The organism is Pseudomonas juntendi, assembly GCF_021560075.1.
GTDB classification, from domain to species: Bacteria; Pseudomonadota; Gammaproteobacteria; order Pseudomonadales; family Pseudomonadaceae; genus Aquipseudomonas; species Aquipseudomonas juntendi.
In genome coordinates, this window is record NZ_CP091088.1 from 1,916,828 (window position 1) to 1,937,846 (window position 21,019).

The 21,019-nt window shown below is 64.3% G+C and carries 13 protein-coding genes; 5 read left to right on the plus strand and 8 right to left on the minus strand.

What is annotated here, in order from left to right:
• The first annotated feature begins 47 nt into the window (after positions 1–47).
• Positions 48–755: a LexA family transcriptional regulator gene (locus tag L1P09_RS08935; protein ID WP_054905696.1), complete on the plus strand. Its 708-nt coding sequence runs from the start codon at positions 48–50 to the stop codon at positions 753–755.
• Positions 756–1,458: 703 nt separating this feature from the next.
• Here L1P09_RS08935 and L1P09_RS08940 read toward each other — a convergent pair.
• From L1P09_RS08940 to L1P09_RS08955, 4 genes are read right to left on the minus strand one after another with little or no spacing between them, the layout of a single operon-like run.
• Positions 1,459–3,411 (minus strand): acetyl/propionyl/methylcrotonyl-CoA carboxylase subunit alpha, encoded by a 1,953-nt coding sequence (locus tag L1P09_RS08940; protein ID WP_235768730.1) that lies wholly within the window; start codon positions 3,409–3,411, stop codon positions 1,459–1,461.
• Complete coding sequence (locus L1P09_RS08945) at positions 3,408–4,223, minus strand: gamma-carboxygeranoyl-CoA hydratase (protein ID WP_009686371.1); 816 nt, start codon at positions 4,221–4,223, stop codon at positions 3,408–3,410. The genes L1P09_RS08940 and L1P09_RS08945 overlap by 4 nt, the downstream gene beginning before the upstream one ends.
• Positions 4,224–4,227: 4 nt before the next feature.
• Positions 4,228–5,835 (minus strand): carboxyl transferase domain-containing protein, encoded by a 1,608-nt coding sequence (locus L1P09_RS08950; protein ID WP_235768731.1) that lies wholly within the window; start codon positions 5,833–5,835, stop codon positions 4,228–4,230.
• A 15-nt stretch (positions 5,836–5,850) separates the two neighbouring features.
• Positions 5,851–7,014, minus strand: a complete 1,164-nt coding sequence (locus L1P09_RS08955) for an isovaleryl-CoA dehydrogenase (RefSeq protein ID WP_054904823.1) — start codon at positions 7,012–7,014, stop codon at positions 5,851–5,853.
• 321 nt (positions 7,015–7,335) lie between these two features.
• Between L1P09_RS08955 and L1P09_RS08960 the strand changes: the two genes are divergently transcribed.
• A complete protein-coding gene (locus L1P09_RS08960) occupies positions 7,336–9,018 on the plus strand; it encodes an AMP-binding protein (protein ID WP_235768732.1) in 1,683 nt (560 codons plus the stop codon).
• Between the two features lie 87 nt (positions 9,019–9,105).
• On the opposite strand, the gene L1P09_RS08965 is transcribed toward L1P09_RS08960, so the two are convergent.
• Positions 9,106–9,267, minus strand: a complete 162-nt coding sequence (locus tag L1P09_RS08965; protein ID WP_009686375.1) for a hypothetical protein — start codon at positions 9,265–9,267, stop codon at positions 9,106–9,108.
• Positions 9,268–9,409: 142 nt separating this feature from the next.
• On the opposite strand from L1P09_RS08965, the gene L1P09_RS08970 reads away from it, so the two are divergent.
• From L1P09_RS08970 to glgB, 3 genes are all read left to right on the plus strand, one after another.
• Positions 9,410–11,428, plus strand: a complete 2,019-nt coding sequence (locus L1P09_RS08970; RefSeq protein ID WP_235768733.1) for an alpha-1,4-glucan--maltose-1-phosphate maltosyltransferase — start codon at positions 9,410–9,412, stop codon at positions 11,426–11,428.
• A gap of 102 nt (positions 11,429–11,530) precedes the next feature.
• Positions 11,531–14,851, plus strand: a complete 3,321-nt coding sequence (gene treS, locus L1P09_RS08975; RefSeq protein WP_235768734.1) for a maltose alpha-D-glucosyltransferase — start codon at positions 11,531–11,533, stop codon at positions 14,849–14,851.
• The gene (glgB, locus tag L1P09_RS08980) at positions 14,848–17,058 is read left to right on the plus strand and encodes a 1,4-alpha-glucan branching protein GlgB (protein ID WP_235768735.1); all 2,211 of its coding nucleotides are present in this window, start codon (positions 14,848–14,850) and stop codon (positions 17,056–17,058) included. The genes treS and glgB overlap by 4 nt, the downstream gene beginning before the upstream one ends.
• A 55-nt stretch (positions 17,059–17,113) precedes the next feature.
• Here the strand turns inward: glgB and L1P09_RS08985 are convergent, their stop codons facing one another.
• The 3 genes from L1P09_RS08985 to L1P09_RS08995 all read right to left on the minus strand — a co-directional run bounded on the left by L1P09_RS08985 (position 17,114) and on the right by L1P09_RS08995 (position 21,018).
• A complete protein-coding gene (locus L1P09_RS08985) occupies positions 17,114–18,022 on the minus strand; it encodes an autotransporter domain-containing protein (RefSeq protein ID WP_192439849.1) in 909 nt (302 codons plus the stop codon).
• Between the two features lie 405 nt (positions 18,023–18,427).
• Positions 18,428–20,581, minus strand: a complete 2,154-nt coding sequence (glgX, locus tag L1P09_RS08990; protein WP_054904818.1) for a glycogen debranching protein GlgX — start codon at positions 20,579–20,581, stop codon at positions 18,428–18,430.
• Between the two features lie 155 nt (positions 20,582–20,736).
• Positions 20,737–21,018, minus strand: coding sequence for a DUF2934 domain-containing protein (locus L1P09_RS08995; protein ID WP_029886657.1), 282 nt, complete (start codon positions 21,016–21,018; stop codon positions 20,737–20,739).
• Position 21,019: the final 1 nt, after the last annotated feature.

Below are 21,019 nucleotides of genomic sequence, written 5' to 3' on the forward strand. Positions count from 1 at the left end.
ATACTAATACCTGTAGTATTTGAATTGCCACCAAGAAATAATACTGAATGTTTATTGAGCGCCAGAAGGCAGTCCGTATCGTGCCAGCGATGAATATGGATAAATGGATTGCCCTCGTCCGTGACCGGATGGAGGAGCTAGGGCTTACCCAAGAGCAGCTTGCCGAGCGCGTTGGCGTGTCTCAAGGCAGCGTGGGGCATTGGGTGAACAAAAGGCGTCAGCCGAAGATCGAGTCGATGAACCGCACGTTCGTCGAGATTGGCATGCCTCATTACCACGTCAGCTTGCAGTTGCGCGTTCAGGGCCAGGTCGGCGAGGAGCGCGGTGCCTACGAGGTGGATGACGATGATGATGACCTGGACCTGATGCAATACATCGTATGTTTCCGCTATCCGGTGTTGAGTTGGGATCAGCTAGGTGGTGCCCAGATCGCGGAGCCTGCTGAGTTCGAGCAGACCGATTACCTGGCTCAGGGGAAGGCGTTCTGGCTGACGGTGGAAAATGATGCGATGAGTGCTATCAGTGGCCGCAGTGTGCCGCAGGGCATGCGAATGCTGGTGGACCCTGGGGCGCAAGCTGTACCTGGGCGTCTGGTGATTGCGCGTCAGCCAGGTAAACCGGCGATTTTTCGTGAATTGGCCGAGGAGGGTGGGCAGCGGTATCTGAAGGCATTGAACAGTAATTACCCGGCCTTGTTGTGCGAGGAAGGCTGCGAGTTCTTGGGGGTGGTTGTGCGGGTGCATGGCTCCTTCTAGGTGTTTTGAGGTTGTTGTGAGGCTGGTGAGCGTAGGGCTTGATCAGTATGGCGCCTGTGAAATCGAGCGCCGCCCGCGCGGCGCATCGCGAGCTGCGCTCGCTCCTACGTTTGTTTCAGGCCAGTATGGCCTGTGACAGGCGCGCGCGACCGCCTTGTTCGTACGGCGCGGTATCGTGCCATGCCCCAAGGGGGCGCGCGCAAATCCCCCCAGGCATAACTGGCCCGAAACAAACGTAGGAGCGAGCGCAGCTCGCGATGCGCCGCGCGGGCGGCGCTCGATCTCACAGGCGCTGCAAAGCATCGCCGGCAAGCCGGCTCCCACATCTGCTTCGGGCCAGGCTGCCCTGGGCCAGCGCATGCGACCGGTTGTGAATTTCTGGGGGTGGTTGTGCGGCTGGTGAGCGTAGGGCTTGATCAGTGTGGCGCCTGTGAAATCGAGCGCCGCCCGCGCGGCGCATCGCGAGCTGCGCTCGCTCCTACGTTTGTTTCAGGCCAGTATGGCCTGTGACAGGCGCGCGCGACCGCCTTGTTCGTACGGCGCGGTATCGTGCCATGCCCCAAGGGGGCGCGCGCAAATCCCCCAGGCATAACTGGCCCGAAACAAACGTAGGAGCGAGCGCAGCTCGCGATGCGCCGCGCGGGCGGCGCTCGGTCTCACAGGCGCTGCAAAGGGTATGGCGAACACTCAACCCCCAGCCAACTCACTCCGCCAATTCGACCAGCACCGTCCCTTCGCTGACCATATCCCCTTCCTGGCAGAACAACGCGTTCACCGTGCCATCATGAGGCGCGCGAATGCTGTGCTCCATTTTCATGGCCTCCAACACCACCAGCGCGGTACCGGCTTCCACCCGCTGCCCCGGCGCCACCAGCACCCGCACGATACTGCCGTTCATGGGGGCGCCCAAGCCGCCCTGGTGACCGTGGCTGGCCTCGGCCTCGGCGATCGGGTCGAAGGCTTCGATAGCATGCATCTCGCCGCCCCACTGCAAGTACAACGTAGCCCCGCGGCGCATCGCCAGGTGCTGGCGACGCACGCCGTCGTGGTCATGCACCAACTGCTCGCCCAGTAACTGCCAGGTGGGCGCCGCACTGTGCTCCAGGCCCACAGCGTGGTCCTGGCCAGCACTGACCAAGTGCAGGCTACTGCGCGCGGGCAGGCCCAGGCGCAGGCCGCTGCGCTCGGCCCATGGCGAACCGGGGTCATCTTCGCGCTGCTGCCCGGCCAGGCCCTGCCGCCAGGCTTCGGCTGCGGCCTCCCAGAAACTGACCGGCAGCGGCTGGGGTGCCGGCAGCAAAGCGGCCTGGTGCCGCGCAATGAAGCCGGTATCCAGTTGCGCCGCGGCGAACGCCGGGTGCGCCAGAATGCGCCGCAGAAACGCGAGGTTGGTCTTCACCCCACCAATGGCGAATTCGTCGAGCATCGCCAGCAAGCGCAGGCGTGCCTGTTCGCGGTTGTCGCCCCAGGCAATCAGCTTGCCCAGCATCGGGTCGTAGAACGGCGACACCGCATCGCCTTCGCTCACGCCACTGTCCACCCGCCGGCCTTCGCCAGCTGCCGATTCACGGTACAGCGCCAGCGTGCCGGTCGCCGGCAGAAACTCGTTGGCCGGGTCCTCGGCGTACAGGCGAACTTCAATGGCATGGCCGATCAGCGGCACCTGCTCCTGGGTGATCGGCAGGGCCTCACCGCACGCCACACGAATTTGCCAGGCCACTAAATCCAGGCCGGTAATGGCCTCGGTGACCGGGTGCTCCACCTGTAGGCGGGTATTCATTTCCATGAAGAAGAACGCGCCACGGGCGTCGAGCAGGAATTCCACCGTACCGGCACCGACATAGCCAATCGCTTGCGCCGCCCGTACCGCTGCCTCGCCCATGGCCCGGCGCAGTTCGGCCGACAGGCCGGGGGCGGGAGCTTCTTCGACCACCTTCTGGTGGCGGCGCTGGATCGAGCAATCGCGCTCGTTGAGGTACAGGCAATGGCCGTGCTGGTCGGCGAACACCTGGATTTCCACATGGCGCGGCTTGAGCACGTACTTCTCCACCAGCATGCGCGCATCGCCGAACGACGCCTGCGCCTCACGCTGGGCCGACGCCAGGGCATCGGCCAGCTGGCTTTCCTCCTCGACCACCTTCATGCCCTTGCCCCCACCGCCAGCGCTGGCTTTGAGCAGCACCGGGTAGCCGATGCGCCTGGCCGCGTCGCGGAAAGTGTCGAGGTCCTGGGCTTCGCCGTGGTAACCGGGCACCAGGGGCACCCCGGCGGCCTCCATCAACGCCTTGGCCGCCGACTTGCTGCCCATGGCGTCGATGGCGCTGGCCGGTGGGCCGAGGAAAATCAGCCCCGCCTGCTCGATGGCGCGGGCGAAGCCTGCGTTCTCGGACAGGAAACCGTAGCCTGGGTGAATGGCCTGGGCACCGCTGGCCTTGGCAGCAGCCAGCAGCTTGTCGACCAGCAGGTAGCTGTCGGCGGCCTTGGTGCCGCCCAGGTCCACGCGGATATCTGCCTCGCGGCTATGCCGCGCGTCACGGTCGATGGCGCTGTGCACGGCGACGGTGGTCAGGCCCATGGCCTTGGCGGTGCGCATCACCCGGCAGGCGATTTCGCCGCGGTTGGCGACCAGCAGGGTGGTCAAAGCGGGGCGGCTCATGGGCGCGGCTCCTTGGTCTCAGCGGTTTGCCAGGCGGGTGGGCGTTTCTCCAGGAAGGCACGCAGGCCCTCCTGGCCTTCGGCGCTGACGCGGATACGGGCGATGGTGTTCTCGCAGTAGCGGCGCAGCGCCGGGCTGAGTTCGCCGTCGTCCACTTCACGCAGCAGCTCTTTCGTGGCACGCAGGGCCAGCGGAGCGTTCTGCAGCAAGTTGTTCACCCATAGCGCCACCTGTGCGTCCAGCTCAGTGGCGGGGTACACCTCGGCCAGCAGGCCCAGTTCGCGGGCCCGTATACCGCTGAAGCGCTCGGCAGTCAGGGCATAGCGGCGCGCGGCACGCTCGCCGATGGCCTTGACCACGAACGGGCTGATCACCGCCGGGGCCAGGCCGATGCGCACTTCCGACAGGCACAACTGGGCGTCTTCGGCGCCAATGGCCATGTCACAGCAACTGATCAGGCCCAGTGCGCCGCCAAACGCCGCACCTTGGACCACGGCCAGGGTCGGTACCTTGAGCCGGTGCAGGGCGTACATCAGTTCGCCCAGTTCATGGGCGTCATCCAGGTTGGTGTTGAAATCCAGCTGCGCCGACTGCTGCATCCAGGCCAGGTCGGCACCGGCGCTGAAGTGCCGGCCACGCCCGCGCAACAGTACGAAGCGCAAGCCGGTATCGTCGGCCAGGCGATCGATGGCGACGATCAGCTCGCGGATCATCTGCGCGTTGAACGCGTTGTTCTTGTCCTCGCGGCTAAGCCACAGGGTGGCGAAGCCGCGGGGGTCGCGAATCACTTCGAGGGTGCTGAAATCGCTCATGGGGTCACATCCGGAAAATGCCGAAGCGGCTCGCTTCGATCGGCGCGTTCAGCGCAGCGGACAGTGCCAGGCCCAGGATGTCGCGGGTTTGCGCCGGGTCGATGACGCCGTCGTCCCATAGCCGGGCACTGGAGTAGTAGGGGTGGCCCTGCTGTTCGTACTGGTCGAGAATCGGCTGCTTGAGCCTGGCTTCGTCTTCGGCACTGAACGGCTGGCCACTGCGCTCGCTTTGCTCGCGCTTGACCTGGGCCAGCACACCGGCGGCCTGCTCGGCGCCCATCACACCGATCCGCGCGTTCGGCCACATCCACAAAAAGCGTGGGTCGTAGGCACGGCCGCACATGCCATAGTTGCCGGCACCGAAGCTGCCGCCGATGATCACCGTGAATTTCGGCACCTGGGCGCAGGCCACGGCAGTCACCAGCTTGGCGCCATGCTTGGCGATACCGCCTTCCTCGTACTTCTTGCCCACCATGAACCCGGTGATGTTCTGCAGGAACAGCAGCGGGATACCGCGCTGGCAGGCCAGCTCGATGAAGTGCGCGCCTTTTTGCGCCGCTTCGGCGAACAGGATGCCGTTGTTGGCCAGGATCGCCACCGGGTAGCCATGCAGGTGGGCAAAGCCGCAGACCAGGGTGGTACCGAACAACGCCTTGAATTCGTCGAACAGCGAGCCGTCGACCAACCGGGCGATCACTTCGCGCACATCGAACGGCTGCTTGGCATCGGCGGGCACCACGCCATACAGCTCGTCGGCGGCGTACAGCGGTGCCACCGGGGCCAGGCGTTGCAGCTTGCCCAGCTTGTGCCAGTTGAGGTTGGCCACGCAGCGCCGGGCAATGGCCAGGGCGTGTTCGTCGTTGTCGGCGTAATGGTCGGCCACGCCACTGGTACGGCAGTGCACATCGGCCCCGCCCAGGTCCTCGGCACTGACCACTTCGCCCGTGGCGGCTTTTACCAGCGGCGGGCCGGCGAGGAAAATGGTCGCCTGCTGGCGCACCATGATCGCTTCGTCGGCCATCGCCGGCACGTAGGCACCACCGGCAGTGCACGAGCCCATCACCACGGCGATCTGCGGGATGCCCTGGGCGCTCATGTTGGCCTGGTTGAAGAAGATCCGACCGAAGTGCTCGCGGTCAGGGAACACCTCGTCCTGGCGGGGCAGGTTGGCACCGCCCGAGTCCACCAGGTAGATGCACGGCAAGCGGTTTTGCTGGGCGATGGTCTGCGCACGCAGGTGCTTTTTCACCGTCAGCGGGTAGTACGAGCCACCTTTGACCGTAGCGTCGTTGGCCACGACCATGCATTCCACGCCTTCTACGCGGCCGATGCCGGCGATCACCCCGGCAGCCGGCACGTCCTCGCTGTAAACTTCGTGGGCCGCCAACTGGCCGATCTCGAGGAACGGCGAGCCCGGGTCCAGCAGGCGGTCGATGCGCTCGCGTGGCAGCAGTTTGCCGCGGGAGGTGTGCCGTTCCTGAGCCTTGGGCCCGCCGCCCTGGGCGACCTGGGCCAGCAGGCCGCGCAGGGCCTGGACCTGGGCGGCCATGGCGGCATGGCTGTGGGCATAATCCGCCGCCTTGGTATTGAGCTGTGACTTGAGAATCATCATGACCCCTGGCGCAGATCAGCGCGTCTCGTTGAACAGTTCGCGGCCGATCAGCATCCGACGGATTTCGCTGGTGCCGGCACCGATCTCGTAGAGCTTGGCATCGCGCAGCAGGCGGCCAGCCGGGAATTCATTGATATAGCCGTTGCCGCCAAGGATCTGGATGGCTTCCAGGGCCATTTGCGTAGCCCGCTCGGCGGTGTACAGGATGACCCCGGCAGCGTCCTTGCGGGTGGTCTCGCCACGGTCACAGGCCTGGGCCACGGCATACAGGTAGGCGCGGCTGGCATTGAGCTGGGTGTACATGTCGGCGATCTTGCCCTGGATCAGCTGGAACTCGCCGATGCTCTGGCCGAACTGCTTGCGGTCGTGAATGTACGGCACCACCAGGTCCATGCAGCTTTGCATGATGCCGGTCGGCCCGCCCGACAACACCACGCGCTCGTAGTCCAGGCCGCTCATCAACACGCGTACGCCGCCGTTCAGCTGGCCGAGAATATTGTCTTCCGGTACTTCGACGTTGTCGAAGAACAGCTCGCAAGTGTTGGAGCCGCGCATGCCCAGCTTGTCGAACTTGTTGCTGCGGCTGAAGCCTGGCCAGTCGCGCTCGACGATGAACGCGGTAATGCCGTGGGCACCCTTGTCCAGGTCGGTCTTGGCATAGATCACGTAGGTATTGGCGTCGGGGCCGTTGGTGATCCAGGTCTTGCTGCCATTGAGTACGTAGCGGTCGCCGCGCTTTTCTGCGCGCAGCTTCATCGACACCACGTCGGAGCCGGCATTGGGCTCGCTCATGGCCAGCGCGCCAATGTGCTCGCCGCTGATCAGCTTGGGCAGGTACTTGAGTTTCTGTGCGTGGCTGCCGTTGCGGTTGATCTGGTTGACGCACAGGTTGGAGTGGGCACCGTACGACAGTGCCACCGACGCCGAGGCCCGGCTGATTTCCTCCATGGACACCACGTGGGCCAGGTAGCCGAGGCCGGCGCCGCCATATTCTTCCGACACGGTGATGCCCAACAGGCCCATGTCGCCGAACTTGCGCCACATATCGGCAGGGAACAGGTTGTCATGGTCGATTTGCGCGGCACGCGGGGCCAGCTCGGCGGCGACGAAGGTGCGCACCTGGTCACGGAGCATGTCGATGGTTTCGCCCAGGGCGAAGTTCAGGGTGGGGTAATGCATGCAGGGGCACCTTGTTGTTCTTGAAATGGGTTACACCGTAGCTCATGGAGCTGTCGCCGACCCTGTGGGAGCGGGCGTGCCCGCGAACGCATCAGCAGGGCCGCCGTCATTTCCTGAATGATCGCATTCGCGGGCACGCCCGCTCCCACAGGGTTCGGCTTCACGCCTGAGGATCGGTGTTGTTCATCACCTTTACGTTAACGTAAACCTGGCTTGGGCTGGGTGTCAATCTGATCGTCACCTTTACGTAAACGTAAATCTGCGCCAGAGTATCTCCGCTTGCTTCAGCCGTGCCCAGAACAACCACAAGAAGGGACACCCATGAGTCAACCAAGCTATACCCGCGGCCGCCAGGACCAACCGTTGCTGACCCAGACCATCGGCCAGGCCTTTGACGCCACCGTGGCGCGTTGCGCCGATGGCCAAGCCCTGGTTTCGCGCCACCAGGGCCTGCGCTACAGCTGGCGGCAACTGGCCGAACAGGTCGACGGGTGTGCCCGCGCCTTGATGGCGCTGGGCCTGAACCGCGGCGACCGGCTGGGCCTTTGGTCACCCAACTGCGCCGAATGGTGCGTGTTGCAACTGGCCAGTGCCAAGGTCGGTGCGATCCTGGTCAACATCAACCCGGCCTACCGGGTGGGTGAGTTGGAATACGTGTTGCGCCAGGCCGGGTGCCGTTGGCTGGTCTGCGCCGATGCTTTCAAAAGCTCCGATTATCACGCCATGGTTCAGGCGCTGGTGCCAGAGCTGGCGAGCGCCCCCGCGGGCGCACTGGCCAGCCAGCGCCTACCCGAGCTGCGCGGGGTCATCAGCCTGGCAGCCAACCCGCCGGCTGGTTTCCTGGCATGGCAAGCCCTGGCCGGGCTGGCCGGGCAAACCTCGAGCGAAGCCTACCTGGCCCGCCAAAGCGGGCTGCAGTTCGACCAACCGGTGAATATCCAGTACACCTCCGGCACTACCGGTGCACCCAAGGGCGCCACGCTGAGCCACTACAACATCCTCAACAACGGCTTCATGGTCGGCGAAAGCCTGGGCCTGGGCGAGCGCGACCGCATGGTGATCCCGGTGCCCCTGTACCACTGCTTTGGCATGGTCATGGCCAACCTGGGTTGCATCACCCACGGCAGCACCATGATCTACCCCAACGATGCCTTCGATGCCGAACTCACCCTGCGTGCCGTGGCCGAGGAGCGTGCCAGCATTCTCTATGGCGTGCCTACCATGTTCATCGCCATGCTCGACCACCCGCTACGCGCCCAGGTGGACCTTTCCAGCCTGCGCAGCGGCATCATGGCAGGGGCGACTTGTCCGATCGAGGTGATGCGCCGGGTGATCGACCAGTTGCACATGGCCGAGGTGCAAATCGCCTATGGCATGACCGAAACCAGCCCGGTTTCGCTGCAAACCGGGCCAGAGGATGAGCTGGAGCTACGCGTTGCCACCGTTGGCCGCACGCAGCCACAGCTGGAAAACAAGCTGGTGGACGCTGACGGCTGCATCGTTCCGCGCGGCGAGATCGGCGAACTATGTACCCGCGGCTACAGCGTGATGCTCGGCTATTGGGACAACCCAGAGGGTACCGCGGCAGCCATCGACCCGGCCGGCTGGATGCACTCGGGTGACCTGGCGGTAATGGACGAACACGGCTACGTGCGGATCGTGGGGCGCAACAAGGACATGATCATTCGCGGTGGCGAGAACATCTACCCGCGCGAGCTGGAAGAATTCTTCTATACCCACCCGGCAGTGGCGGACGCCCAGGTGATCGGTATTCCGTGCAGCCGTTATGGCGAGCAGATCGTCGCATGGGTCAAGTTGCACCCTGGCCACACGGCCACCGCCGAAGAACTGCAATGCTGGTGCAAGGCACGCATAGCCCACTACAAGGTGCCGCGGCATATCCGTTTCGTAGACGAATACCCGATGACGGTAACCGGTAAGGTGCAGAAGTTTCGCATGCGCGAGATCAGCATCGCCGAACTCGGTGCCGATGGCGCGGGTTGACGGACCAGGCTGCCCGGTTTACCCGCACCGGCAGTTGCCCGCCTGCACCGACCTTGCAGGCGGCAAGGTCGGTAACCTGGTCTACCCTTAGGCTTTCACCGGTGGTTCCTGGTTCGGCGGGTCGCCCACCGTCGGCGGTTCGGTTGGCTTGACCGGCAGCTCGTCCGGGTCTTGCTCCGGCACGGGCGGCGGCAAGCTCGGGTCGTCGATGTTCGGATCGGGGGTTTCCGGTGGTGTTGGAATGTTCATGGCCTGACCTCGCGTGGGTGGTTTGAAGAGGTACTGCAGGCTTGGACTTCGGCCAGCTGCGATTCGCTCAGTTTTTTTTGAACCCTCACGCCCGCGCCCGGCTCTGAACCCTTACCGCCACCAGCCTGAGGGAGCAAGGTCGATGTCACGAAACGAGCTTTTTGAAAGCGTGCCAATGGCCAACGATCATCCTGACCAGGCCATTAGCCTGGCCCAGGCGCTGCTGGCCCCACGCATCGTGATCGAGGACACCCAGCCGGTGCTCGACGCCGGCACCTTCGCCGCCAAGGCCATCAGCGGTCAACCGGTTGCCGTCAGCAGCAAGGTCTACAGCGATGGACATGACCGCCTGGCCGTGGTGCTCAACTGGCGCCCGGCGCACAGCCAGCGCTGGCACTCGGTGCCGATGCAGTCGGCGGGCAACGACCTGTGGCTGGCCGAGTTCACCCCCACCGAGCTGGGGCCGCACCTGTTCGGCATCCAGGCCTGGATCGACCCGTTCGCCACGTACTGCCACGACCTGGAAAAAAAGTACCACGCCGGCGTCGAGGTCAGGCTGGAGCTGGAAGAGGGGCGGCTGATGCTCGGCCAGGGCATTGCCCTGTGCGATGGCGCCGTGCGCAACGAGCTTGAGGCCGTGCTGCAGCGCCTGGCGGAGGTGGGCAGTGATGACCAGGTGGCGCTGCTGCTGGACCCGCGCACCGCCCGGCTGATGGCCGAGGCCGAGCACCGCAGCTACCTGGCCCGCAGCCGCGATTTCCCGCTCGATGTGGACCGGCCGGCTGCGCAGTTCGCCAGTTGGTACGAACTGTTCCCACGCTCGATCACCGATGACCCGCAGCGCCATGGCACCTTCAACGATGTGCACCAGCGGCTGCCGATGATTCGTGACATGGGCTTCGACGTGCTGTACTTCCCGCCCATTCACCCTATTGGCCTGCAGCACCGCAAGGGGCGCAACAATGCGCTCACGGCCGAGCCGGGTGACCCGGGCAGCCCGTATGCCATCGGCAGTGCAGAGGGTGGCCACGAAGCGATTCACCCGCAGTTGGGCAGCCGTGAAGACTTCCGCCGCCTGGTGGCTGCTGCTGCCGAGCACGGCCTGGAAATTGCCCTCGACTTGGCCATCCAGTGCTCCCAGGACCACCCCTGGCTCAAGCAGCACCCGGGCTGGTTCAGCTGGCGCCCAGACGGCACCATCCGCTATGCCGAGAACCCGCCAAAAAAATACCAGGACATCGTCAACGTCGACTTCTATGCCCCCGAAGCAGTACCCAGCCTTTGGTTGGCGCTGCGCGATGTGGTGGTGGGCTGGGTCGAGGAAGGCGTGAAGACGTTCCGCGTCGATAACCCGCACACCAAGCCGCTGCCGTTCTGGCAATGGCTGATCGCCAATGTGCGCAGCCAGTACCCGGAGGTCATCTTCCTCGCAGAGGCGTTCACCAAGCCTGCCATGATGGCGCGCCTGGGCAAGGTCGGCTATGCGCAAAGCTACACCTACTTCACCTGGCGCAACACCAAACAAGAGCTGCGCGAATTTTTCGAGCAACTCAACCAGCCGCCATGGAGCCAGTGCTACCGCCCCAATTTCTTCGTCAACACCCCCGACATCAACCCGTTCTTCCTGCACACCTCCGGCCGGGCCGGCTTCCTCATTCGTGCGGCATTGGCGACCATGGGCTCAGGGTTGTGGGGCATGTATTCCGGGTTCGAACTGTGCGAAAGCGCCGCGTTGCCAGGTAAGGAGGAATACCTGGACTCGGAGAAATACCAGCTGCGCCCACGCGACTTCAGCCAGCCTGGCAACATCATTGCCGAAATCGCCCAGCTCAATCGCATCCGCCGGCAGAACCCGGCCTTGCAAACCCACCTCGGCGCCGCGTTCTTCAACTGCTGGAACGACAACATCCTGTACTTCGCCAAGCGTACGCCCGAGCGCGACAACTACATCCTCGTGGCAATCAGCCTAGACCCGCACAACGCCCAGGAGGCGCACTTCGAGCTGCCGCTGTGGGAGCTGGGGCTCGATGACAACGCCCAAACCCAGGGTGAAGACCTGATGAATGGCCACCGCTGGTCGTGGTACGGCAAGACCCAGTTCATGCGCATCGAACCTTGGCACCAACCATTCGGCATCTGGCGTATCGAAAAGGCCGGTTAGGGCATAGGTACCGGGCCGCCTCGCGGCCCATCGCCGGTAAATAGGCTGCACGGCAGCCGCAACGCCAGCCAACACGGTCCACAGACATGCAAGGAGTCACCCATGGCCAAGCGTTCCCGCCCGGCAGCCTTCATCGACGACCCGCTGTGGTACAAGGACGCTGTCATCTACCAGTTGCACATCAAGTCGTTCTTCGACTCGAACAACGATGGCATCGGTGATTTCGCCGGCCTGATCAGCAAGCTGGACTACATCGCCGAGCTGGGCGTCAACACCCTGTGGTTGCTGCCGTTCTATCCTTCGCCGCGGCGCGACGACGGCTACGACATCGCCGAGTACAAGGCCGTGCACCCCGACTACGGCAGCATGGCCGATGCCCGGCGCTTCATCGCCGAGGCGCACAAGCGTGGCCTGCGGGTTATCACCGAACTGGTCATCAACCACACCAGCGACCAGCACCCTTGGTTCCAGCGCGCCCGCCACGCCAAACGCGGCAGCAAGGCGCGCGACTTTTACGTATGGTCCGATGACGACCAGAAGTACGATGGCACCCGCATCATTTTCCTCGACACCGAAAAGTCCAACTGGACCTGGGACCCGGTGGCAGGCCAGTATTTCTGGCACCGCTTCTACTCGCACCAGCCAGACCTCAACTTCGACAACCCGCAGGTGCTCAAGGCGGTAATCGGGGTGATGCGCTTCTGGCTCGACCTGGGCGTGGACGGGCTGCGCCTGGACGCCATCCCTTACCTGATCGAACGCGATGGCACCAACAACGAAAACCTCGCTGAAACCCACGGGGTGCTCAGGGCCATTCGCGCCGAGATCGATGCCAACTACCCAGACCGCATGCTGCTGGCCGAAGCCAACCAGTGGCCGGAGGACACCCGCCCGTACTTCGGCGGAGGCGACGGCGACGAATGCCACATGGCCTTTCATTTCCCGCTGATGCCGCGCATGTACATGGCCTTGGCCATGGAGGACCGTTTCCCGATCACCGACATCCTGCGCCAGACCCCGGAGATCCCGGCCAACTGCCAATGGGCGATCTTTCTGCGCAACCACGACGAGCTGACCCTGGAAATGGTCACCGACCGCGAGCGCGACTACCTGTGGAACTACTACGCAGAAGACCGCCGCGCGCGCATCAACCTGGGCATCCGTCGGCGCCTGGCGCCCTTGCTGCAGCGTGACCGCCGGCGCATCGAACTGCTCACCAGCCTGCTGCTGTCGATGCCCGGCACGCCCACGCTGTACTACGGTGACGAGCTGGGCATGGGCGACAACATCTACCTGGGCGACCGCGATGGCGTGCGCACGCCCATGCAATGGTCGCCGGACCGCAATGGCGGTTTTTCCCGCGCCGACCCACAGCGCCTGGTGCTGCCCCCGGTGATGGACCCGTTGTACGGCTACCAGACGGTCAACGTCGAGGCACAAAGCCACGACCCGCACTCGCTGCTCAACTGGACCCGGCGCATGCTGGCGGTGCGCAAGCAGCAGAAGGCTTTCGGCCGTGGCACGCTGCGCACGCTGAGCCCCAGCAACCGGCGCATCCTGGCCTACATTCGCGAATACACCGATGCCGATGGCAACACCGAGGTCATCCTGTGCGTAGCCAACGTTTCCCGCGCCGCCCAGGCGGCAGAACTGGAATTGTCACAGTACGCCGACAAAGTACCGGTGGAGATGCTCGGCGGCAGTGCCTTCCCGCCGATCGGGCACCTGCCGTTCCTGCTGACTTTGCCACCTTATGGCTTTTACTGGTTCCTGCTGGCTTCGCATGACCGTATGCCCAGCTGGCACGCCCAGCCCACCGAGGGGTTACCCGAATTGATTACGCTGGTATTGCGCAAACGCATGGAAGAACTGCTGGCGGCGCCTGCCAGCGACACCCTGCAAACCAACATCCTGCCCCAGTACCTGCCGAAACGGCGCTGGTTCGCGGGCAAGGAAGGGCCCATAGACCAGGTACGGCTGTGTTATGGCGTGCGTTTCGGCACCGCCACTACGCCGGTATTACTCAGCGAGCTCGAAGTGCTCAGTGACGGCGTGGCCACCCGTTATCAATTGCCGATCGGGCTGCTGCCCGAGGAGCAGATCAACAGTGCGCTGCCGCAGCAACTGGCGTTGTCCCGGGTGCGCCGGGCCCATCAGGTGGGTCTGATTACCGATGCGTTCGTGCTCGAGCCGTTCATCCGCGCCGTATTGCGTGCGTGCCAGGAAAGCACGCGGCTGGCGTGCGGCGACGCTGACGGCGAGCTGCGTTTCGACTGCACCGAGCAACTGGCCGGCCTGGCGCTGAATGAAGAAAGCGAGGTGCGCTACCTCAGCGCCGAACAGTCCAACAGCTCGGTGGTCATCGGCGACCGCGTGGTGCTCAAGTTGATCCGCCGGGTCAACCCGGGCATTCACCCGGAGCTGGAAATGAGCGCGTACCTGACCGCTGCCGGCTTTGCCAATATCTCGCCACTGCTGGCCTGGGTCAGCCGCGTGGATGCGCAGGCAGCACCGCACTTGCTGATGATCGCCCAAGGCTACCTGAGCAACCAGGGCGATGCCTGGGCCTGGACCCAGAACACGCTTGAGCGCGCCATCCGTGACCAGATGGAGCCCGCCCGTTCGGATACCGAGGCACATACTGACGCCCTCGCCGAACTCACAGCCTTCGCCGCCTTGTTCGGCCAGCGCCTGGGCGAGATGCACGTGTTGCTGGCAGCACCCACCGATGACCCGGCTTTCCAGCCGCGGCCAAGCGATGCCCCGGACCGCGAACGCTGGGTGACCCAGATCAGTGCCGAGTTGACCCATGCCCTCGACCTGCTGGCGCAGCACCGCGATCACCTGGACCGCGACAGCCAGGCGCTGGTCGACGACCTGCAGCAACAGCGTGACGGCCTGGTCGAGCATGTTCGCCAGTTGGCCGAGCAGGCCGAGGGCGGCTTGCTGATGCGCGTGCACGGTGACTTGCACCTGGGCCAGGTGCTGGTGGTGCAGGGCGATGCCTACCTGATCGATTTCGAGGGTGAGCCGGCCCGGCCCCTGGAAGAACGCAGGGCCAAACACAGCCCTTACAAAGATGTCAGCGGCGTACTGCGGTCGTTCGACTATGCTGCTGCGATGATCTTGCGCAGCGCGTCTACGGTGGACCTTTCCGAGGCGGCACGGCAAGCCCGGCAACGGGTGGCCCGGCAGTACCTGCACCAGTCGCGGCATGCCTTTATCGAGGCGTACGGCCTGGCCACCGCTGCCATGCCCCACGCCTGGCAGCAGGCGGAAGGCGAGCGCGCTGCATTGGAGCTTTTCTGCCTGGAAAAGGCCGCCTACGAAATTACTTATGAAGCCGAGAACCGGCCGAGTTGGCTGGCCGTGCCTTTGCATGGCCTGCATGGACTGATCAGTACCTGGGGAGAGTCAGAATGAACGTAACAACGCGTGAAAACGGCGGCCTTCGGCAACGGGACCTCGATGCCCTGGCCCGCGCCGAACACGCCGATCCATTTGCGGTACTCGGCCCCCATGACGACGGCGCAGGCGGGCAGGTGGTCAACGCCTTCCTCCCCGGCGCCCTGAATGTGCGCATTCTTGCCCGCGAAGACGGGCGCCTCCTCACCGAAATGGCGCAGGGCAGCCTGCCAGGCTTGTTCACCGCGCACCTCGATACAGCACAGCCTTACCTGCTGCAGATCGGCTGGGCCGGTGGCGAGCAGGTGACCGAGGACCCGTATAGCTTCGGTCCGCAACTGGGCGACATGGACCTGCACCTGTTTGCCGAGGGCAACCACCGCGACCTGTCCGGGCGTTTCGGCGCGCAGCCGGTGCAGGTCGAGGGCGTCGACGGGGTGTGCTTTTCGGTGTGGGCCCCCAACGCCCGGCGGGTATCGGTGGTGGGCGACTTCAACAATTGGGATGGGCGTCGCCACCTGATGCGCCTGCGCCATGGTGCCGGGGTGTGGGAGCTGTTCATCCCCCGGCTGGGCGTGGGTGAAACCTACAAGTTCGAAGTGCTCGGCAAGGATGGCATCCTGCCGTTGAAGGCCGACCCCCTGGCCCGCGCTACCGAATTGCCGCCCAGCACGGCGTCCAAGGTAGCGGGTGAGCTGGGCCATGCCTGGCAAGACCACGACTGGATGGCGCAACGGGCGCAGCGTCATGCGTACAACGCGCCATTGTCGATCTATGAGCTGCACCCCGGCTCCTGGCGCTGCGAAATGGACGAGGCCGGCGAAGTCGGGCGCTACTACAACTGGCGGGAACTGGCCGAGCGCCTGGTGCCGTATGTGCAGGCGCTGGGCTTCACCCATATTGAACTGCTGCCGATCATGGAACACCCGTTCGGCGGTTCCTGGGGCTACCAGCCACTGTCGATGTTCGCCCCCACCTCGCGCTACGGCAGTGCCGAGGACTTCGCCGCGTTCATCGATGCCTGCCACCAGGGCGGCATCGGGGTATTGCTCGACTGGGTACCGGCGCACTTCCCCACAGACGAACATGGCCTGGCGCGCTTCGACGGTACGGCCCTGTACGAGTACGACAACCCGCTGGAAGGCTACCACCAGGACTGGAACACGCTGATCTACAACCTGGGCCGCAATGAGGTGCGCGGGTTCATGATGGCCTCTGCGCTGCATTGGTTGAAGCATTTCCACATCGACGGGCTGCGCGTCGATGCGGTGGCCTCGATGCTGTACCGAGACTATTCGCGCAAGGCCGGCGAGTGGGTGCCCAACCGCCACGGCGGGCGCGAAAACCTCGAGGCCATCGACTTCATTCGCCACCTCAACGGTGTGGCGGCCCATGAGGTGCCGGGGGCGTTGATCATCGCCGAGGAGTCCACCGCCTGGCCCGGGGTCAGCCAGCCGATCGAGCAGGGCGGGCTGGGCTTTGCCTACAAATGGAACATGGGCTGGATGCACGACACCCTGCACTATATCCAGAACGACCCGGTCCACCGTGCCCACCACCACAACGAGATGAGCTTTGGCCTGGTGTATGCCTACTCCGAGCATTTCATCCTGCCCATTTCCCACGACGAAGTGGTACACGGCAAGCACTCGCTGATCGACAAGATGCCCGGCGACCGCTGGCAGAAGTTCGCCAACCTGCGCGCTTACCTGGCCTTCATGTGGGCCCACCCCGGCAAGAAGCTGCTGTTCATGGGCTGCGAATTTGGCCAGTGGCGGGAGTGGAACCACGATAGCCAGCTGGACTGGTACCTGCTGCAGTACCCTGAGCACCAAGGCGTGCAGCGCCTGGTGAGTGACCTCAACCGGCTGTACCGCGAAGTCCCGGCGTTGCATGAGCAGGACTGCCAGCCACAGGGCTTCCAATGGCTGATCGGTGACGATGCACAGAACAGCGTGTTTGCCTGGCTGCGCTGGAGCAGCAGTGGCGAACCCGTGCTGGTGGTCGCCAACTTCACCCCGGTTCCGCGTGAGGGTTACCGCATCGGCGTGCCGTTCGGCCAGCGCTGGCAGGAGCTGTTGAACAGCGATGCCGAGATGTACGCCGGCTCCAATGTCGGCAACCTTGGGCTGGTGCACAGCGAAGACATCGCCAGCCACGGCCAGCCGCAGTCGCTGGCCCTGAACCTGCCCCCGCTGGGTGTGCTGGTGATGAAGCCCGCCTGATGCACCTGCTGTGCTGGCCCTGCCGCTGGTTTGCCGGCGCCAGGGCCAGCGCAGGCTACCACCGCATGCGCACTCCAAGGCTGCCAATCAGCCCATTGAGGTCATTGCCATCCACATCGCTGCTGTAGTCGGCACTGACGAACATGGCCACCGAGGGCGTTACCCGCGCCACCAGCCCCAGGCCCAGTTCCACCGTTGTCGAAAAGCGCGAACTGGAGATCTTGTCGACCTGTTCCAGCTTCACTTCGTCAGGGTTGCTGAAGTCATACCACACGTTGGTCCGCACATAAGGCTCCAGGGGCATGCCGCGCATTTCATAGCGCCCGGACAATGTGGCGCCGACGCGGCCGCTCCAGCTGGGCTGGCTGTCGAAGGCCTGCCGGGTTGCGTGCTGCCCTTGGCTGCCGGGGAAGAACTGCTGGTTCATCAACTGCGCCTGGGGTTCGATCACCCAACTGCCAGCCAGGGGGATCGGATAGCCGCCCTCCACCGAGAAAGTCATCGCGTGGCCACTGTCGCCCGGCCGTTGGCCGGTGTCACCCCGGCCATCCACCTCGATGCGCGAACCCACGGCCACGGCATCCAGGTGCCAGCCCTGCGCGTGGGCCATGCTCCAGTACATGCCCTGGCTTTCCCCGGTCAGTTGCGCGGCATTGCGCGGCTTGTCGCCCAATAGCGGGCGCATGCCATTGAAGCTGCTTTGCAGGTTGTTGTGGCCGACCACCCTCCCGGCGCGTTGCACATCGCCTGCTGGCGTTGCACGCACGAACAGCTCGGGGCCGGTCATCAGCTGCTGGTCGGGCGCTGCGAGCGGTTCGGGCGCTTGCGTGCCGTTGCGGGGTAGGGGCGGATAAAGCTGTGACCACTCATACGCGAACGTTTCCACCGGGGTTGCCAGAAGCAGCGACGTGGAAACCGCGTAGAAAAGACGGTCGATGCGCACGGGGCTCGAAGTGGTTTTCATGGCGGGTCTCCTTTGCTCTTGTGAAGTACAGCTTGAGGACCTGGTCTGTTGTCACAGGCTGTACGGCAAAACAGAGGGCGACCCAAACCAGCACGCCCGCTTCGGCACACGCACCCAAAGGCGCGCGCTAGAGGCTCGGCGCGAGATTCTTACTGCTCGGTAATCTTCAGCTAAGGAGAGGGGAGGGCTTGCGTCAAGAAAATGTGAAAGGCCCGTTCACCTTTTGTGGGGGTGACCAAGGCGCTGATTCAAAAGAAAAACCGTGCTGCTATAGCGGCGTTTGCTATTTCCCGCACGGACGCTATGAAGAATGATTGCTAGCGCCACGCTTCGACAGTGGCGGCGTTCGATCTCACAGGCACTGAAGAGGCCGCGGCGGGCACCTGCCCACCGCGCCTGCCCGGTTCACTCGTCTTCGCGTTGCAACACCATCAACACCATAGAGCGCCCCTTCACCTCGAAGGTGCTGTCGAACTGCAGGTGCTGGCCCTTGCGCAGTTCGGGCCGGTCAGTGTCGATCAGGCAGTTCCAGTGGTCGCCATCCGGTACTGTCGGCAGCTTGAACGGCACCACATCATGGTGCGAGTTGACGATCAGCAGCACGGTTGCCTCGGCGCCGGGCCGGGCAATACCGCTGACCTGCGCGCGGCCATCGATCAGCATGCCCAGGCAGCGGCCGTGCGGGTCTTCCCACTGCTCCACTGTCATCTCGCCGCCATCCGGCGCCAGCCAGGTCACGTCCTTGACCCCGATCGCTTCATTGTAATCGCCGACCAGGAACCGCGAGCGGCGCAGTACCGGGTAGGTGAGGCGCAGGCGAGTCAGGCGCTTGACGAAGGCCAGCAGCTCTTTGCCTTCCTCGTCGAGGTCCCAGTTGATCCAGCCGATCTCACTGTCCTGGCAGTAGGCGTTGTTGTTGCCGTGCTGGGTGCGGCTGAACTCGTCGCCCGCCACGATCATCGGCGTGCCCTGGGCCAGCAGCAAAGTGGCGAAGAAATTGCGCATCTGGCGCATGCGCAGGGCGTTCACGGCCGGGTCTTCGGTCGGCCCTTCGGCGCCGCAGTTCCACGACAGGTTGTTGTCGGTACCGTCCTGGTTGTTTTCGTCGTTGTCTTCGTTGTGCTTGTGGTTGTACGACACCAGGTCGCGCAAGGTAAAACCGTCGTGCGCGGTGATGAAGTTGACCGAGGAGTACGGCCGGCGGCCGCGGTTGTTGAACATGTCGCCCGAGGCCGTCATGCGCGCGGCAAAGTCGGCCAGCTGGCCTTCATCGCCTTTCCAGAAGGCGCGCACGGTGTCACGGAAGCGGTCGTTCCATTCGGCCCAGCCGGGGGCGAAGTTGCCCACCTGGTAGCCGCCCGGCCCGCAGTCCCACGGCTCGGCAATCAGTTTGACCTGGCTCAGCATCGGGTCCTGGCGGCAGGCCACGAGGAAGCCGTGGCGCTCGCTATAGCCGTCATGGTACCGGCCAAGGATGGTCGCCAGGTCGAAGCGGAAGCCGTCCACGTGCATTTCGCCAGCCCAGTAGCGCAGCGAATCGGTGACCAGTTGCAGCACGCAGGGGTGGCTCAGGTCGAGGGTGTTGCCGGTGCCGGAGTCGTTGATGTAGTAGCGCTTGTCATCGGGCATCAGGCGGTAGTACGAGGCGTTGTCGATACCGCGCATCGACAGGGTCGGGCCGCGTTCGTTGCCCTCGGCGGTGTGGTTGTAGACCACATCGAGAATCACCTCCAGCCCGGCGTCGTGCAGGTGCGCGACCATCTCCTTGAACTCGGCGATCTTGCCGCTGGCCAGGTAGCGCGGGTGGGGCGCGAAAAAGGCGATGCTGTTGTAGCCCCAGTAGTTGTTCAGGCCCTTGTCCAGCAGGTGCTGGTCGTTGACGAACGCGTGAATCGGCAACAACTCGATACTGGAAACACCCAGGTCCTTGATGTGCTTGAGCAATTCGTCATTGGCCAAGCCGGCGAAGGTACCGCGCAGCTCCTCCGGCACGGCGGGGTGGCGCATGCTGATGCCGCGGGTGTGCGCCTCGTAGAGGATGGTGCGCTCCCAAGGTACTTGTACGCGCTCGTCACGGCCCCAGGTGAAGGCCGGGTCGATCACCTTGCACTTGGGCACGAAGGGGGCGCTGTCACGTTCATCGAACGACAGGTCGTCGTCGGGGTGGCCGATGGTGTAGCCAAACAGTGCCTCGGACCACTTGAGTTCGCCGACCAGCTGCTTGGCATAAGGGTCTATCAGCAGTTTGTTGGGGTTGAAGCGGTGACCGTTTTGCGGCTCGTACGGGCCATAGACGCGGTAGCCATACACCAGGCCAGGGTGCGCATCGGGCAGGTAGCCATGGTAGATCTCGTCCGTGTATTCGGGCAGCTCGATGCGTTCGAGCTCATGCTCGCCGGTGGCGTCGAACAGGCACAGCTCGACCTTGGTGGCATTGGCCGAAAACAGGGCGAAGTTGACGCCCAGCCCATCCCAGGTGGCGCCGAGGGGAAAGGGTTGGCCTTCGCGGATGCGGGTTGGGGCAACCGAGCGGGTTTTCTTTGGGGTACGGGGGCTCATGGCAATCCTCAAATGGCCGTGGTGGAAGGTATGGAAGTGATGCAGTGCTGCCCAGGTGCCCTATCGGTGGCGCCCGGTCCCCTGAAGCAACCACGACCGCCAGCCGTGTGGCGATCATGGGGGAGCGGGCAGGCCGCGAAGTGGCCGAAACCGGTTTAACCGGCAGTTGGCTTTTTGACCGCCCTTGGTTTCTTCGCCGCCGCGGGTTTAACCCCCGGCAGTGCCGCTACCTTGGGTTCGGCCGGCGGCTTGGGCTCGGCTGCCGGCTTGGGTTTGGCAGGGGCCCGCTTGCGCGGTGCGGCTTTTGGTGCCAGGGCCTCGGCCTCGGCCAGCTTGCGAGCCATTTCCCAGTGGCGGTCTTCCTGGCCGGCGGGTTTACCTTCTGACTCCCAGATCTGGTAGGCAAATTCGCGAATACGCTTTTCATCGACACTCATC